The following is a 14,268-nucleotide window of genomic DNA, read 5'->3' on the forward strand; positions in this document are numbered from 1 at the left end:
GTTCGGTTGCCAGAACATGCAACTAAGCCGTGTCCAGGCTCCCCGAATTATTACCTGAGATAAATTACACTGAGGGTTGTTCACGTTGCATAATAAGCTGTTTTTCATTGGGAATACGAGAATTCGAGCTCCAGCGTCGGTCGCAGAGCGATATTTTTTGACACGCTGTTAAGCACAACATTGACGAGTCTCCGGTGTTTACCCGCTGTTTCCGTCCCACCCCTAAAGATAGGGTCAAAATTTGCCAGTGTTATAAGTAAAGGAAATAACGTGACGAACGGGGCGGCATCGGCACTTCAGGCATTTGAAGCTTCGGGATCAGGCATCAGCGAGACGCTCGAAGCGGCCCGCAGCCAGGTCGAGGAGCGTTTCCTCGAAGGCGGTACGGTGCTGCTTTCGGTGATGGATGTTCTCAACCGTTTGTTGAGCTCGCTCGACAATGTCACAAAGGTACTGGACGCCAACGAGCCCAGCGACACCGGCGCGGATCTGCGTTCGACGGTCAAGAGCCTAACCGACCTGCCGATCTCCGAAAAGGCGCGCCAGGATGCGCTCTCCTCGCTTGCCGACACGGGCAATTCGTTGCGCAAACACGTCGCCGACATGCAGGAGACGATGCGCTATCTACGCACCTTTGCAGTGACTGCCAAGATCACCGGCGCCGGTCTTCCCGAGTTCGCCGGCTTCGCGCAGGAGATCCTCGAGCGCATCTACTCCGGAACGGCTGAGGTCAACGGTTTTGCCGCCCACCTCGACAGCCTCGAGAAGGAAGTCAAGGTGGCGCTGAGCTTCGGCACGGCAGCCGCACGCAGCTATTCCGAAACAGTGCCCGACGTTGCAAGGGCATTGCAGGACAATGCCCGGAAGATTGCCGAACACCGGAAGAACTTCGCGGCCATCGCCCGGGATGTCTCGGCAATCGCCCGCGGCATACAGAGCAAAGTCGCCTCCACGCTGTCTGCCCTGCAGGTCGGAGACATCACCCGCCAACGCATCGAGCATGTCCAGAGCACCTTTGCGCTGCTCGACGAATTCCTCGGCGCAGAAGACGGACGCAAGCTCGATGCGGATGCGCGCCGGCGTCTGGAGAACGTCGTCCATCATCTGACGGCCGCGCAGATGAACGACATGTGCAAGGATTTCCATCGGGGTTCGCAGAATGTCGTAAAGACGATCGCGAGCCTCGGTCAGGATACGCAGGAAATCCTGCGCCTGCGCGACCAGATGAGCGGCGGCGGCCAGGGGAATTTCATGCGCGCACTGGAATCGAGCGTTTCCGCCGCGCACGAGATCGTCAAGCAGGTCGATCAGGCGACCCGGCAGGCCGATCAGGTAAGCCAATCGACGCTTGGCACCGCCGCCAAACTCCTGGAAGCCGTCGGCAATATCCGTGTGGTCAAAACCGACATCCATTACATGGCGTTGAATACCAATCTGCGCTGCAGCCGCTTGGGCGAAGAAGGAAAATCGATCAACGTTGTCACCGCGGAACTGCGCATCTTTGCCGCCAAACTCGACGAGTCCGCCGATGCGATCGTCAACGGCCTGCCGACGCTGGAAGCGGCTGCCGGCCGGATCGCGCCCGCCAGCGCCGACCCAGCAGGTGGTCTCGGGGAGAACCTGGCGTCAGCCGTCGGCAACATCCGTGCGGCAGCCGACACCGTGGAAGACGACCTCAAGGTGCTCTCCGAGCATGGTGGCGAAGTGGCGAACAAGATCAGCCTGTTGATCGCAAAGCTGGATTTCCAGCGCGACCTTGGCGAGATGCTGGCGCGCTGCGCCGACGTTCTGGAAGATGTGGCCGGCGCTGAAATCGCAGACATATCTGACATTGCCGGCGCGGTCGCACCACTCGATCGAAAGATTTTCAGGCTCTACACGATCGTGCAGGAGCGCAATGTCCATCGCGATATCGTTCCAGCCATGGAACAACGAACCGCAGCTGTCGCCGAGACTGCGAAGGTCGGGGACGACGAAGACCTCGTCGCCGACGCGCTGTTCTAGATCACTGGATCCGGCGGAACTTGTTGGCGGCATCGATGGCCGCCTTCTGCTGGTCTTCCTCGATACCGAGATAGAAGTCCTCGAGCGCTGCGTCGGGCAGGCCGGCCCGACGCGACAGCACATACCATTTTGCGGCCTCGACGGGATCCGGCTTGGTTCCGAGAGCGTTGATGTAGAGGTGCGCGAGCTTGTTTTGCGCAACCACGTTGCCGCGATTGGCGGCAAGCCGCAACCACTGGAAACCCTTGACGAAATCGCGCGGCCCGTTCTGACCGTTGACGAACCAGATCCCAAGATCGACCTGGGCCGTGTCGTAGCCAGCATGCGCAGCGCGTGCCATCCATTCGCGCGACAGCTGTTTCTTTTCTTCCGGCAGATCAGGCAATGAGGCGTAAATCTCCGCCACCGCATACTGCGCGTCGGCGATGCCCTGTTCGGCAGCCTTCTCGTAGTATGGCAAGGCGAGCTTCAGTCCCTTGTCGCCGGGATTGTCAGCCGTCAGGATCTGGCCCCAATTGAACTGGGCCGAGGCATTTCCGGCATCGGCCGCCTTGTGCATGTACTCGTCGGCCTTCGCCTTGTCGCGCTTGACGAACCGGCCCTCGATCAGCATCAGCGAGTATTTGAACATCGCCGCGGCGTCGCCGCCTTCCGCGCCCTTGCTGTACCAGAAGGCCGCATTTTTCATGTCGCGCTTGACGCCTAGCCCATCTGCCAGGAGCTCACCCATAAGCGCCTGCGCAGCCGGGTCGCCGAGCTGCGCGCGGGGTAGAGCCTTTTCCATCGCAGTTAGATAGTAGCCACGCTGATAAGCGCCGTAGGCATCGTCAACCGGCCCTTTGTAGTCCTTTTCCGGCGGCAGATCTGGCAGCTTCGCACCCATGCGGTCGAAAACCCCGACGCCCGTCGACGGTCCCGCGCCGTCTGTCTGCGGCCGCCCAGTTTTCAGCGGTTCGGGAGCGGTCGCGAGCGGCCGTGTCACGACGTTGTCGACCGTCTGGGCCGAAACGCCATGCGTCAGCCCCGCCAGAATGACGGCGGCAAAGGCAGCGGAAACGCGCAAATAGCGGGACAGGATCGGCATGAGCGCGATATCAATCCTCAAACCGTGGCGCTTTTTCGTCCAAGAGCGCATTGACCTCGGCGACGACGGAGGGCGCACGGCCTGCGTCCGCGAAAACCGCAAGCCGCAGCGCGACGAACTCCGCACCCGTCTCGGCCACCGCCAGCGCAGAAGCCGGATCCGTACCGCCCATCACGATGCAGGGAATCTCGATCATGGAGGCCCACCACTCGGCGAGCGCCAGGTTCTTGGAGTGTGCCTCCGGCTTGATGTCGCCTTCGAGCTTGCCGAAGAAGATATAGTCCGGTCGCTCTTCGCCGATCTCCAGCGCATGGTGCCGGTCGGCGGCATTGCCACCGCCGACGATCAGCTTGTCAGCATATTTGTCGATCGCTTCGGAGATTTCGCTGGCCGGTCCGGTCAGATGCAGGCCATCCGCTTTGGTCCGCCCGACCACGCGGCTGTCGCCTGCAAGCAGTGCGGCCGCCCCTGAGTCCTGAATAATTGGAACCAGCTTCTCGGCGTGCTTTTGGAACTCGCCATCATTGAGCCCGTATTGCGGCACAATCACCGAGGCGACATCACCGCCCTTTAAGGCATCGCCGACGATCTTTGCCTGCTCATCGGCATCGGCGATATCGGGGACGATCAGAACTAGGCGGCAGCGGTTTTCCGGTTCGGTCATGAACTCTTTCCATTTACAGCGGAACAGGCCGTTTCGCGGCCCATCTGCACTCGTCTTGTGTGAGTAATTCCGTTAGACGGGGCTGGCAAGGGGAGGATTTTCAAAAGCATGCCGATGGAACTGTCATTTTACTGCGCCGCTGTTCCCGCTGTCATCTTGGTCGGACTTGCGAAAGGCGGTATGGGCGATGCGCTGTCGCTGATCGGGCTGCCCTTTCTCGCTCTCGTCGTCTCGCCCATTCAGGCGGCCGCGATTCTGCTCCCCATCCTCATTTGCATGGACATGATCTCGCTGGTGATCTGGCGCCAGCACGGAGACTGGACAACCCTGAAAATCATGCTGCCAGGAGCGCTATTCGGCATCGCGCTCGGTTGGGCGACCTCGACGCTGGTTCCCGGCAACGTGCTTCGCGTCGTCATCGGCGTCGTCACCGTCCTCTTTTGCCTTCGCTATTTCTGGAACACCGTCGGCCCCGGCGCCGGGAAGCACACGCCGCCCCGCGGCCAGCGGCCGCTGCTTGCGAAGATCTGGGGAAGCCTGTCCGGCTATGGCAGCTTCGTAGCACACGCCGGCGGAGCGCCCTTCCAGATCTATGCCCTGCCACTGCAGATGCCGCCGCGCGAATATACCGGCACCAGTGTTCGCTTCTTCGCAATTCTCAATGCCGTCAAGCTCGTCCCCTACTTCGCGCTCGGTCAGCTCGACACCCAGAACCTCGCCGCCTCGGCCACGCTGCTTCCGTTTGCACCGCTTGCGACCATTGCCGGCGCCTGGTGCGTCCGCCGCATGAAGCCCGCGATCTTTTATCCTTTCATGTATGCCATGGCCCTGATTGCCGCCGCGCTCATCGCGAAGGAAGGCTTGGGTTTCTGACAATTTTGGGTTTCGCTGCGGCGCACAATTTCCTTGCCCGATTGCGCCGTTTGACGTAGCTTTTCGCCATGTCGAACACGGATCCCTTCACGGCGATAGCTGATCCCCACCGGCGCTTCCTGCTGGAAGAACTTCGACGCGCGCCGAAGACCGTAAATGAGCTTGCCGAGGGGCTTCCCATCAGCCGCCCCGCCGTCTCCCAGCACCTCAAGGCGCTGCTAGATTGCAATCTGGTTTCGGTCACCGCAGAGGGCACGCGACGCATCTACGCCGTCAACAATCGCGGCTTCGACCGACTCAATCTCTGGCTCGATCAGTTCTGGGCTTAGCCCGACCACTCAAATGAGAGACGCCGGCTCGCGACTTTCCGTCGGAACCGGCGCCATAATCGCCTGTCGAGCACGACCTTACCTAAGCTTTTGGTGGAATTGGACTTTTGCCCTCCTAGCCTAGGGCCGCGCTCGGAAATTTACTGCATCCTACTCAATGGAAGGATGATTTAAGGCGCTCAATCTCGTCCTTGATCCGCAATTTTCTGCGTTTGCACTCAGCGACTTCATTATCGTTTCGGGAGGGGGATATCATAAGCGAATGCAACTCCTCCTCGAGAGCAACATGCTTTTTCTGGAGTGACTCAAGATGAGCTTGAACAGTCATTTGACCCTTCCTTCCTCTTACCTCTCCCCGGCCAACACCGCCGGAGATCCAAGGCGTCAACCTTTCGACTGTGACACATTTTTGAAGCCTTGTCGAAGGTGAAAACAAGGAGAACAAGTGGCAAAATCATGACGAACAGCCGCTAGCCGTTACCTCTAATTGGTGATAGGAGCTTGCGGAAATCATCGGCAGAACGGACGATGTCCGAAGGCGGTTATGGGGAATGCATATGGCCGATCAGGAACAGGCGGAAATCAGGCTCATGGTCGCAAGACTGCGCCAGGAGCACGAGGATTACGATGCCGCCATCAATGCCATGATTGCCACCGGATGTGACGCATTGCGCATCCAGCGCATGAAGAAGAAGAAACTGGTCATCAAGGACAAGCTGACAAAGCTGGAAGACCAGATCATCCCTGACATCATCGCCTGAAGGGAATGCCGTGACGATGACAGACAGACCATCCGTGGCCATCATCATGGGAAGCCAGTCCGATTGGGAGACCATGAAGAGTGCCGCCGATACGCTGGAGGCGCTCGAAATTCCCTATGACGCGCGCATCATATCGGCCCACCGCACGCCGGACCGCCTGGTGAATTTCGCCAAGACCGCCCGCGATGAAGGCTTCAAGGTGATCATTGCCGGCGCCGGCGGCGCGGCTCATCTGCCGGGTATGGCCGCAGCCATGACGCCGCTTCCCGTTTTCGGCGTCCCGGTGCAATCCAAGGCGCTGTCCGGTCAGGACAGTCTTCTTTCCATCGTCCAGATGCCGGGCGGCATCCCGGTCGGCACGCTTGCCATCGGCAAAGCTGGCGCGATCAACGCCGCCCTTCTGGCAGCGGCAGTCCTGGCATTGTCGGACGAGGACATTGCCGAGCGGCTCGACGACTGGCGCGAGCGCCAGAGCGCGGCTGTTGCTGAATATCCGATGGACGACCTATGACTGTAAGAACCATTGGCATCATCGGTGGCGGTCAACTTGGCCGCATGCTTGCCATGGCCGCAGCCCGGCTCAATTTTCGCACCGTCGTTCTGGAACCACACGCCGACTGTCCGGCGGCGCAGGTCGCCAACGAGCAGATCGCAGCGGCTTATGACGATCCTGCAGCGCTCGCAGAATTGGCGAAGGCTTGCGACGTCGTCACATACGAGTTCGAGAACGTCCCGGTCGCCGCCGCCGAGGCCCTCGCAAGCCAGGTCCCCGTCTATCCGCCGCCCAAGGCGTTGGAGGCTGCGCAGGATCGGCTTGTCGAAAAGCGCTTCATCAACGGATGCGGTATTCCAACGGCCGGCTTCCACGCCGTCGACAGTCAAGCCGATCTCGATGCGGCGCTGACAAACTTCGGCGGTCGCGGCGTCCTCAAGACCCGCCGCCTTGGCTATGACGGCAAGGGGCAGAGAGTGTTCCGCTCCACCGACGATACGCCTCACGGCGCCTTTGCGGCGCTCGGCGGCGTACCGCTCATTCTCGAGAGCTTCGTTTCCTTCGAGCGCGAGATCTCGATCATCGCAGCGCGCGCAACCGACGGAACGGTCGCCTGCTACGATCCTGCCGAAAACGTTCACCGCGATGGCATCCTGCACACGTCAACGGTGCCCGCGTCCATCTCGGCGGAAACTGCAGCCGCTGCCTGCGGTGCGGCCGAGAAGATCCTGACTGCGCTCGGCTATGTCGGTGTCATCGGCATCGAATTCTTCGTACTCGCCGACGGCAGCCTGATCGCCAACGAAATGGCGCCGCGTGTCCACAACTCCGGTCACTGGACGGAAGCCGCCTGCCTCGTCTCCCAATTCGAGCAACATATCCGCGCGGTTGCCGGCCTGCCGCTCGGCAATGCCGACCGTCACTTAGACTGCGTGATGCAGAACCTGATCGGCGACGATATTCTGGCGCTCCCGGACTGGCTACGACGACCGGACACGCTGGTTCACCTCTATGGCAAGACGGAATCCCGTCCCGGCCGCAAGATGGGGCACGTTACCACGTTGACCACAAAATTGCCGGTTTTCCCCTGACAAAAGCCGTTTCGGCCATGGGAAAATCACCCTCATGTGGTTGACACAGGAAAGTCGCCGGGTTATCTGCACGCCCAACCTGAAGAGCGCGCCCTGAGCGCGCTTTTGAATGTAATAGATACGGGCGAATGTGAATTCCCCCTCAAACATCGCGGATCAAAACAATGAAGATCAAGAATTCGCTCAAGTCGCTCAAGGCTCGTCATCGTGACAACCGCCTGGTTCGCCGCAAGGGCCGCATCTACATCATCAACAAGCTGAACCCACGCTTCAAGGCTCGCCAGGGCTGATATAGCGCGCCTGGACGGTTTCGTGGCATTTTGCGCCCGTGCCTGTCGGGGGATTGCTTCGGCAATCAAATCAAATTGCTTTGATCTTCAGCGATGGCGGGCTACTATGCCCGCCATGCGCTTTTTTGCTATGACCTGTGCGGCGCTGCCGCTGTCTCTTTCCCTGCTCGCTCCCATGTCCCCTGCCGCAGCTGCGGAGAAGGAAGTCATCGTCGAGCAGCCGGACGCGAACCTCTCACCAAAGCAGCATCTGGATCAGCTCTACGCACAGCTGAAGCGCGAGCGCGACCCTGACAAGGCGAGTGGTATCGCCGACGAAATCCGCACCCAGTGGAACGACTCGGGCAGCGCGACCGTCAACCTCTTGATGCAATGGGCCGATAAGGCGATCCAGGAGAAACGCACCGCTGCCGCCCTCGATTTCCTCGACCAGGCGATCGCCCTCAAGCCGGATTACGCCGAAAGCTGGAATCGCCGGGCGACGCTCAACTACGCCAATGACAGCTATCGCAAGTCGATGTCCGACATCGAGCATGTGCTCGACCTCGAACCACGCCACTTCGGCGCACTCTCCGGCATGGCCGCCATTCTCACCGAATCGGGCAACGACCAGCTGGCCCTGAAAGCCTGGGAACGTTTCCTGGAGGTCTATCCGGCCAATCGAAGCGCCCAGGAGCAGATGAATACACTCTCCGAAAAGCTGGCCGGCAGCCGCACCTGATCTTGACGGTGAACCACGAGGGCCAATCTTACGTATTGGTCACGTGATTTTGACAGATGTAGCCATGCTTGCCGTAGCCTCCGCCCTCCTTGCACCCATCGCCGCCGCCATCGGCTACTCCTCCTACAAAGGACGTCAATTCGAGGCGACATCCCCGAACATCGGCGAGCTGACGGATATCGGCGGTTACCGGCTGAACGCCTTTCACGTCGCACGTCCAGAGACGGCCGACCTGCCGCCCATTGTTTTCATCCATGGTGCAAGCGGCAACCTGCTCGATCAAGTCGGCGCCTTCCTGCAGCCGCTGGAAGGCCGTGCCGAAATGCTCTTCGTCGACCGCCCTGGCCACGGCTATTCGGAGCGCGGCGGTCCGGAGAATGCCTTGCCCTCAGGACAGGCAGACGCGATCGCAAAACTGATGGAAAGCCGGGGCATCAAACGGGCCATCGTCGTCGGCCATTCCTTCGGCGGCGCCATTGCGGCTGCCTTCGGCGTGCGCCATCCTGACAAGACTGAAGGCCTGCTCTTTCTGGCCCCGGCGACACATCCCTGGCCAGGCGGCGTCGAATGGTACTATCACCTTGCGGCGATGCCCATACTCGGTTGGCTCTTCACCCACGCCGTAGTCGTGCCGCTTGGCTTGCGGCGGTTGGAGCAAGCAACACAAAACGTCTTCCGGCCCAATCCACGTCCGGAAGATTATATCGCGAAGACAGGTCCTACCCTGGTGCTGCGGCCGCGTGCGTTCTTCCACAACGCTGTCGATTGCACGCGCCTGCTTGACTACCTCAAGGCGCAATCTCCGCAATACTCCAGGATCACCGCGCCGACGGTTATCATTACTGGTGACAGCGATGGCATCGTTTGGGAGCACCTTCATTCGCAGGGACTGGCCCTCGATATCGCCGGCTCCGAACTGGTGAAGATCCGTGGCCTCGGCCACAAGCCTGACTATGTGGTCACCGATGTCGCCATTGCCGCACTCGAAAAAATCGGTGGGGCCAGCCGCGACCTCCAGGCCGCCGCACGCAAGGCCGAACAACGTTTGGCGCGACAGACACCGGCTGCGCCGACAGACATTGTGGCTCCCCTGGGCGACCCGACCGGACTGGCGCCACCTGTCACGGCGGAAAACTGATCCTTTAGCGACCGAACAGCGCCCGTAGCGGACAGCAGTGCATTGTCTAGCGCTCACTGCGTCCCATATCCATTGCACCGTCATGCTTTGAGGGAAGTCATGGATCACCCCCACATCAGAATATTTGCGGCTGTCGCCGCGCTGTCGCTTTCACTTGCTCCGCCGGCGCTCTCCGCTTCGCCCACGCCCGTTGAAGCCGAGCATGGCATGGTCGTAACAGCCCAGCATCTGGCGACCAACGTCGGCGTCGATGTGCTGAAGAACGGCGGCAACGCCGTCGATGCCGCAGTCGCCGTCGGCTATGCGCTCGCCGTCGTCTACCCGACAGCCGGCAACATCGGCGGCGGTGGCTTCATGACGATCCGCCTGAAAGACGGCAAGACGACATTTCTCGATTTCCGCGAGCGTGCGCCGTTGGCGGCCACGAAGACCATGTATCTCGACGCCAAGGGCGATATCGTTCCCCGCGCCAGCCTCGACGGCTATCTCGCCGTCGGCGTGCCCGGATCCGTCATGGGCTTTGAGATAGCCCGCGAGAAATACGGCACGAAGTCAAGGCAGGATCTGCTGGCGCCGGCCATTCGCTACGCCAAGGAAGGCTTCACGCTGGAACAAGGCGACGTGGCCAGCATCGCCGGCAGCGCCAAAAGGCTCGCGAAGGACGAGGCCGCCGCAAAGATCTTCCTGAAGGCGGAGGGAAAGCCTTACGCCGCCGGCGAGAAGCTCGTTCAACCCGACCTCGCCGCGGTACTTTCCAGCATCGCGGATAAGGGATCGGATGCCTTCTACAAGGGCGTGCCAGCCGACGCGATCGTCAAGGCGAGCCAGGCGACGGGCGGCATTCTTGCCAAGGAGGATTTCGAACAATACGCGGTCCGTGAACTGAAGCCGATCGAATGCAATTACCGCGGCTACGACATCATCTCCTCGCCTCCTCCCTCGTCCGGCGGCGTCATTATCTGCGAAATCCTCAACGTGCTGGAAGACTACCCGCTCTCCTTCCTCGGCTACGGCTCCGCCGAGACGGTTCACCTGATGGTCGAGGCTATGCGCTACGCCTATGTCGACCGCAATGCGGCCCTCGGCGATCCTGATTTCGTGGAGAACCCGGTATCGACACTGCTCGACAAGGGCTACGCCAAGGCGATCCGCGCCAAGATCGATCCCTACAAAGCCGGCACCTCTGCCAACCTGAAACCCCTAGGCGTCAAGGAAAGCGTCGAGACCACGCATTACTCGATCGTCGACGACGAAGGAAATGCCGTCGCGGTCACCTACACGCTGAATGGATCCTTTGGCGCCGGCGTCGTTGCGCCCGGCACAGGCATCCTGCTCAACAACGAGATGGACGACTTCACCTCCAAGCCCGGCGTTCCGAACCTTTACGGGCTCGTGCAGGGCGAAGCCAATGCGATCGCGCCGAAGAAGACGCCGCTCTCCTCCATGAGCCCGACCATCGTCACCAAGGACGGCAAGCCCTTCATGGTGGTCGGCAGCCCCGGCGGCTCGCGCATCATCACCATCACCCTCGAAGCGATCCTCAACGTCATCGATTTCGGCATGGACATCAGCCAGGCGGTCAATGCCCCGCGCATTCACCACCAATGGCAGCCGGACAAGATCTATCTCGAGCCCTACACGCTCTCGCCCGATACGATCCGGGCATTGATCGCGATGGGCCATACGCTTGATGATGGCAGCGGCCCGCCGCAATGGGGACAGGCCGCCGGTATTCTTGTCGGCGGCAAAAGCCTTGCCGATATCGAGAAGGGCGGCGGCGCACGCTATTATGGCGTGATGGACAGCCGCGCCACCGAGGGTTCTGCCGGCGGTTACTAGTTAGCGGATACGCGCATGGACAAAATCGCCCTTGATACTGACATGCGGCCTGGCGCCTTGCACACTCGGCTCCAGGCTATCGACATAGGACGCCTTGGCGATCACGGAATAGTCCACCGGCACGCCGCTCCCGAACTCTAGATCCGCCTGCAGCGACTGCGCATTGATGCTGACCGTCTCGTCCTGCCGGATCGTGTCGTAGCGTAGCCGTGCGCGCACCGCCGCACCGAGGATATCGATCCCGGTCGCGTGGCCGTCGAAGGTGATGTCGGCCGCCTTGCTGGAGATTGCAACGCTGGCGAAATCGCCATCCAATCGTGCCCTTACCGCCTGCTGGTCGATGCGCACGATGGCGCCCGGCAAAAGATTGGCCGAAACCTCGGGCGCGCAATCCGAAAGATCCGTCCATGAGGTCTGCATCACCTCGATTTTCAGGACCGTTCGATCGATGCGCATTGCGGTTCGATCGCGGCAGCCGTTGAAGAACCAGCTGGAATACCAGGATGAGAACCAGCCGCTGCGCCGCGCGCTCGTGTTGGCCCTGTAGGGTTCCGTGTTGGTCGTGGTCAGCCTGATGTCGCTGGCGTCGCCGCTGATGACGACGGAACGGACGGAGGAAATATCGAGTGCCTCGCCCGGCGTTCGAACATCGGCAAAGGCGCAAGCAAGCGTCAGGATGAATGCAGGTATGAAGAGGATCAGTGTCATCGATTTCTCCTTGAACGGGCCGGCCATCGGCTGGCGACTGCGTGCAAGGTGAAGAGCAAGACACGATCTGGAGACCTTAATCGCGATCCGGGTCGCCCGCGATTGCGATCAAGGCCATAGTCGTGCAGTTATTGAACGCGCCATACCGGACCCGCCGTCATGATCTTCGTTCCGCTTCCTTTTGTCGTCGCGTTGCTGCTCGCCATCCTGCTCGTGCGGATGCTGCGGCAGAACGATTGGGCCGAACAGGAGAAGCGTCCGTTCCTGCTCGTCATTGCTGCCTACACGCTGCAATCGATCCTGATCGGCATCCGCTGGGGCTATGACGTGATCGAGATCCTGCCGGCCCAGTCGGTCGTCGCCTCGCTGATTGCGGCGCTCGCTTGGATTAGCTTTCGCAATCTCGCCACGGATGGCCCGGCATCGCTCCTCCGCTTCTGGCCGCATATTTTGCCAAGCGTATCGATCGTCGCTCTCTTGGTGTTCTGGCGCGACCCGATCGGCCCTATCCTGACCGTCATCTTCCTCGCTTATGGAGCGGCCCTGCTTTGGCTGGGCCGTCAAGGTCCCGACGCGCTAGTCTCCTCGCGCCTCGATGGCGCTCTTCTATCCTACCGATCTCTCTTGATCACTGGCGTGGCGCTGATCGCCTCGGCAGCGGCCGATATTGCGATCAGCCTTGACCTCGAGCAGAGCGGCGGTCTCCATGCCGGCGCGATTGTCGCGCTCGGCAACGTGATCACGCTCCTGATCCTTGGCACCGCGGCCTCTATCGCCAGCGGCAGTCAGTCGATCGTCACGACAGCCTCGGAACCGCCCGCCCCACCCGTACCGAACCAGGAAGACGATGCGATCGCCGGCGCGCTGGAAAATCTCATGCAATCTCGGCAGATCTACCGCGATCCGGACCTCAATCTCGGCCGCATTGCCCGCAAGATGAATCTGCCGGCCCGCCGCGTTTCGATAGCGGTCAACCGCGTCCACGGCGTCAGCGTCTCGCAATATGTGAACGACTACCGAATCCGTGCGGCCTGCGAGACGCTTGTAAACACGGACGACCCCGTCACACGGCTGATGTTCGATTGCGGCTTCATCAGCAAGTCGAATTTCAATCGCGAATTTCTACGCGTCGCCGGCACCAACCCAAGCGAATTCCGGCGGCGAAGTCGCCACAAGCCAGAGGCTGCCGGAACGCGCCCGACGCTTTTCGTGTCACGGTGACAAAGTCACCGTTCACAAGCATCGCGTGCGGCCCTATGCAAGAGCGTTCCGTTATTTGAAAGAGTCTCCATGGTCAGCATTGAAATGATCGTTGCCGCCCGCGCCCGCCTGCGCGGACATGCGCGCCGCACGCCGCTTCTTTCCTCTCCCTTCATCGACGAGCTTGCCGGACGACGGGTGTTCGTGAAAGCCGAATGCCTGCAGCATACCGGCTCCTTCAAATTCCGGGGCGGCTGGTCGGCCGTTTCCGCACTCGATCCTGCCGTGCGCGCACGCGGCGTCATCGCTTTTTCGTCAGGCAATCACGCGCAAGGCGTGGCGCTCGCAGCGAAGCTTCATGGCGTTCCTTCGGTTATCATCATGCCGTCGGACGCCCCGAAGCTGAAGATTGCCAACACCCGCGCGCTCGGCGCCGACGTTGTGCTCTACGATCGCGCGACGCAGGATCGAGACGCCATCGGCGCTGCTCTTTCGGGCGAGCGCAAGCTGACGCTGATCAAGCCCTTCGACGAACCTCAGGTGATCGCCGGACAAGGCACGACAGGTCTTGAGATCGCCGAGCAGACGGAAGAAGAAGGCATCAGGTCGGCTGAGGTTTTGATCCCCTGCGGCGGCGGCGGCCTGACATCGGGGATTGCCCTGGCGCTCGAGGCAAGTGCGCCCGCATTTCGCGTGCGCCCCTGCGAACCTGAAGGTTTCGACGACACGACACGGTCGCTGGCCTCGGGCAAGATCGAACGCAACGCGGCGATGACCGGCTCCATCTGCGATGCGATCCTCACGCCGCAACCCGGCAATATCACCTTCCCGATCCTGCAGCGCCTCGCGGGTGCCGGCATCGTTGTCACCGACGAAGAGGCGCTCCGCGCTATGGCGCTCGCCTTCGTGCGGCTGAAGATCGTCGTCGAACCCGGCGGCGCGGTGGCACTTGCCGCAGCGCTGTTCCATGGCGATCAACTGGAAGAAGACAACGTCGTCGTCGTCACCTCGGGAGGCAACGTCGACGCCGATATCTTCGCCGGCGCACTGGCTCGGCATGGGTAGAGGCAGGA

At 61.1% G+C, this 14,268-nt stretch carries 16 protein-coding genes; 12 read left to right on the forward strand and 4 right to left on the reverse strand.

The window, feature by feature from the left end:
• The first annotated feature begins 270 nt into the window (after positions 1-270).
• The gene (locus LPU83_RS55645) at positions 271-2,004 is read left to right on the forward strand and encodes a hypothetical protein (protein WP_024317277.1); all 1,734 of its coding nucleotides are present in this window, start codon (positions 271-273) and stop codon (positions 2,002-2,004) included.
• 1 nt (position 2,005) lies between these two features.
• On the opposite strand, the gene LPU83_RS55650 is transcribed toward LPU83_RS55645, so the two are convergent.
• Positions 2,006-3,088: a tetratricopeptide repeat protein gene (locus LPU83_RS55650; protein WP_024317278.1), complete on the reverse strand. Its 1,083-nt coding sequence runs from the start codon at positions 3,086-3,088 to the stop codon at positions 2,006-2,008.
• Between the two features lie 10 nt (positions 3,089-3,098).
• The gene (locus LPU83_RS55655) at positions 3,099-3,752 is read right to left on the reverse strand and encodes a thiamine phosphate synthase (RefSeq protein WP_024317279.1); all 654 of its coding nucleotides are present in this window, start codon (positions 3,750-3,752) and stop codon (positions 3,099-3,101) included.
• Positions 3,753-3,860: 108 nt separating this feature from the next.
• On the opposite strand from LPU83_RS55655, the gene LPU83_RS55660 reads away from it, so the two are divergent.
• Both LPU83_RS55660 and LPU83_RS55665 read left to right on the forward strand, forming a co-directional pair.
• Positions 3,861-4,625, forward strand: a complete 765-nt coding sequence (locus LPU83_RS55660) for a sulfite exporter TauE/SafE family protein (protein WP_024317280.1) — start codon at positions 3,861-3,863, stop codon at positions 4,623-4,625.
• A 68-nt stretch (positions 4,626-4,693) separates the two neighbouring features.
• Positions 4,694-4,954 (forward strand): ArsR/SmtB family transcription factor, encoded by a 261-nt coding sequence (locus LPU83_RS55665; protein ID WP_007802507.1) that lies wholly within the window; start codon positions 4,694-4,696, stop codon positions 4,952-4,954.
• A gap of 154 nt (positions 4,955-5,108) precedes the next feature.
• On the opposite strand, the gene LPU83_RS55670 is transcribed toward LPU83_RS55665, so the two are convergent.
• Complete coding sequence (locus tag LPU83_RS55670) at positions 5,109-5,282, reverse strand: YdcH family protein (protein WP_007802505.1); 174 nt, start codon at positions 5,280-5,282, stop codon at positions 5,109-5,111.
• 229 nt (positions 5,283-5,511) lie between these two features.
• Between LPU83_RS55670 and LPU83_RS55675 the strand changes: the two genes are divergently transcribed.
• From LPU83_RS55675 to ggt, 7 genes are all read left to right on the forward strand, one after another.
• Positions 5,512-5,715 carry a YdcH family protein gene (locus tag LPU83_RS55675; RefSeq protein ID WP_007527435.1) on the forward strand — a complete coding sequence of 68 codons (204 nt, stop codon included), beginning with the start codon at positions 5,512-5,514 and terminating at the stop codon, positions 5,713-5,715.
• A 16-nt stretch (positions 5,716-5,731) separates the two neighbouring features.
• Positions 5,732-6,226 (forward strand): 5-(carboxyamino)imidazole ribonucleotide mutase, encoded by a 495-nt coding sequence (purE, locus tag LPU83_RS55680; RefSeq protein WP_024317281.1) that lies wholly within the window; start codon positions 5,732-5,734, stop codon positions 6,224-6,226.
• Positions 6,223-7,299: a 5-(carboxyamino)imidazole ribonucleotide synthase gene (locus tag LPU83_RS55685; RefSeq protein WP_024317282.1), complete on the forward strand. Its 1,077-nt coding sequence runs from the start codon at positions 6,223-6,225 to the stop codon at positions 7,297-7,299. The genes purE and LPU83_RS55685 overlap by 4 nt, the downstream gene beginning before the upstream one ends.
• A gap of 164 nt (positions 7,300-7,463) precedes the next feature.
• Positions 7,464-7,589 (forward strand): type B 50S ribosomal protein L36, encoded by a 126-nt coding sequence (gene ykgO / locus LPU83_RS55690; protein WP_003566454.1) that lies wholly within the window; start codon positions 7,464-7,466, stop codon positions 7,587-7,589.
• A gap of 106 nt (positions 7,590-7,695) precedes the next feature.
• Complete coding sequence (locus tag LPU83_RS55695) at positions 7,696-8,310, forward strand: tetratricopeptide repeat protein (protein ID WP_024317283.1); 615 nt, start codon at positions 7,696-7,698, stop codon at positions 8,308-8,310.
• A 64-nt stretch (positions 8,311-8,374) separates the two neighbouring features.
• On the forward strand, positions 8,375-9,448 hold the full coding sequence (locus LPU83_RS55700; RefSeq protein WP_024317284.1) for an alpha/beta fold hydrolase: 1,074 nt from the start codon (positions 8,375-8,377) through the stop codon (positions 9,446-9,448).
• A 99-nt stretch (positions 9,449-9,547) separates the two neighbouring features.
• Positions 9,548-11,287 carry a gamma-glutamyltransferase gene (ggt, locus tag LPU83_RS55705; RefSeq protein WP_024317285.1) on the forward strand — a complete coding sequence of 580 codons (1,740 nt, stop codon included), beginning with the start codon at positions 9,548-9,550 and terminating at the stop codon, positions 11,285-11,287.
• Here the strand turns inward: ggt and LPU83_RS55710 are convergent, their stop codons facing one another.
• Complete coding sequence (locus tag LPU83_RS55710) at positions 11,288-11,995, reverse strand: hypothetical protein (RefSeq protein WP_024317286.1); 708 nt, start codon at positions 11,993-11,995, stop codon at positions 11,288-11,290.
• Between the two features lie 159 nt (positions 11,996-12,154).
• On the opposite strand from LPU83_RS55710, the gene LPU83_RS55715 reads away from it, so the two are divergent.
• Entirely contained in the window at positions 12,155-13,216 is a 1,062-nt protein-coding gene (locus LPU83_RS55715; RefSeq protein ID WP_024317287.1) for a helix-turn-helix domain-containing protein, read from the forward strand.
• A gap of 69 nt (positions 13,217-13,285) precedes the next feature.
• The gene (locus LPU83_RS55720; protein WP_024317288.1) at positions 13,286-14,260 is read left to right on the forward strand and encodes a threonine ammonia-lyase; all 975 of its coding nucleotides are present in this window, start codon (positions 13,286-13,288) and stop codon (positions 14,258-14,260) included.
• Positions 14,261-14,268 lie beyond the last annotated feature (8 nt).

Origin of the sequence: Rhizobium favelukesii (assembly GCF_000577275.2) — a bacterium.
GTDB classification, from domain to species: Bacteria; Pseudomonadota; Alphaproteobacteria; order Rhizobiales; family Rhizobiaceae; genus Rhizobium; species Rhizobium favelukesii.

Bases quoted from the DNA above. Each gene is read 5' to 3' on its own strand.
- LPU83_RS55650 (WP_024317278.1), bottom strand. From the start codon at position 3,088: ATGCCGATCCTGTCCCGCTATTTGCGCGTTTCCGCTGCCTTTGCCGCC.
- LPU83_RS55655 (WP_024317279.1), bottom strand. From the start codon at position 3,752: ATGACCGAACCGGAAAACCGCTGCCGCCTAGTTCTGATCGTCCCCGAT.
- LPU83_RS55660 (WP_024317280.1), top strand. From the start codon at position 3,861: ATGCCGATGGAACTGTCATTTTACTGCGCCGCTGTTCCCGCTGTCATC.
- LPU83_RS55665 (WP_007802507.1), top strand. From the start codon at position 4,694: ATGTCGAACACGGATCCCTTCACGGCGATAGCTGATCCCCACCGGCGC.
- LPU83_RS55670 (WP_007802505.1), bottom strand. From the start codon at position 5,282: ATGACTGTTCAAGCTCATCTTGAGTCACTCCAGAAAAAGCATGTTGCT.
- LPU83_RS55675 (WP_007527435.1), top strand. From the start codon at position 5,512: ATGGCCGATCAGGAACAGGCGGAAATCAGGCTCATGGTCGCAAGACTG.
- purE (WP_024317281.1), top strand. From the start codon at position 5,732: ATGACAGACAGACCATCCGTGGCCATCATCATGGGAAGCCAGTCCGAT.
- LPU83_RS55685 (WP_024317282.1), top strand. From the start codon at position 6,223: ATGACTGTAAGAACCATTGGCATCATCGGTGGCGGTCAACTTGGCCGC.
- ykgO (WP_003566454.1), top strand. From the start codon at position 7,464: ATGAAGATCAAGAATTCGCTCAAGTCGCTCAAGGCTCGTCATCGTGAC.
- LPU83_RS55695 (WP_024317283.1), top strand. From the start codon at position 7,696: ATGCCCGCCATGCGCTTTTTTGCTATGACCTGTGCGGCGCTGCCGCTG.
- LPU83_RS55700 (WP_024317284.1), top strand. From the start codon at position 8,375: ATGCTTGCCGTAGCCTCCGCCCTCCTTGCACCCATCGCCGCCGCCATC.
- ggt (WP_024317285.1), top strand. From the start codon at position 9,548: ATGGATCACCCCCACATCAGAATATTTGCGGCTGTCGCCGCGCTGTCG.
- LPU83_RS55710 (WP_024317286.1), bottom strand. From the start codon at position 11,995: ATGACACTGATCCTCTTCATACCTGCATTCATCCTGACGCTTGCTTGC.
- LPU83_RS55715 (WP_024317287.1), top strand. From the start codon at position 12,155: ATGATCTTCGTTCCGCTTCCTTTTGTCGTCGCGTTGCTGCTCGCCATC.
- LPU83_RS55720 (WP_024317288.1), top strand. From the start codon at position 13,286: ATGGTCAGCATTGAAATGATCGTTGCCGCCCGCGCCCGCCTGCGCGGA.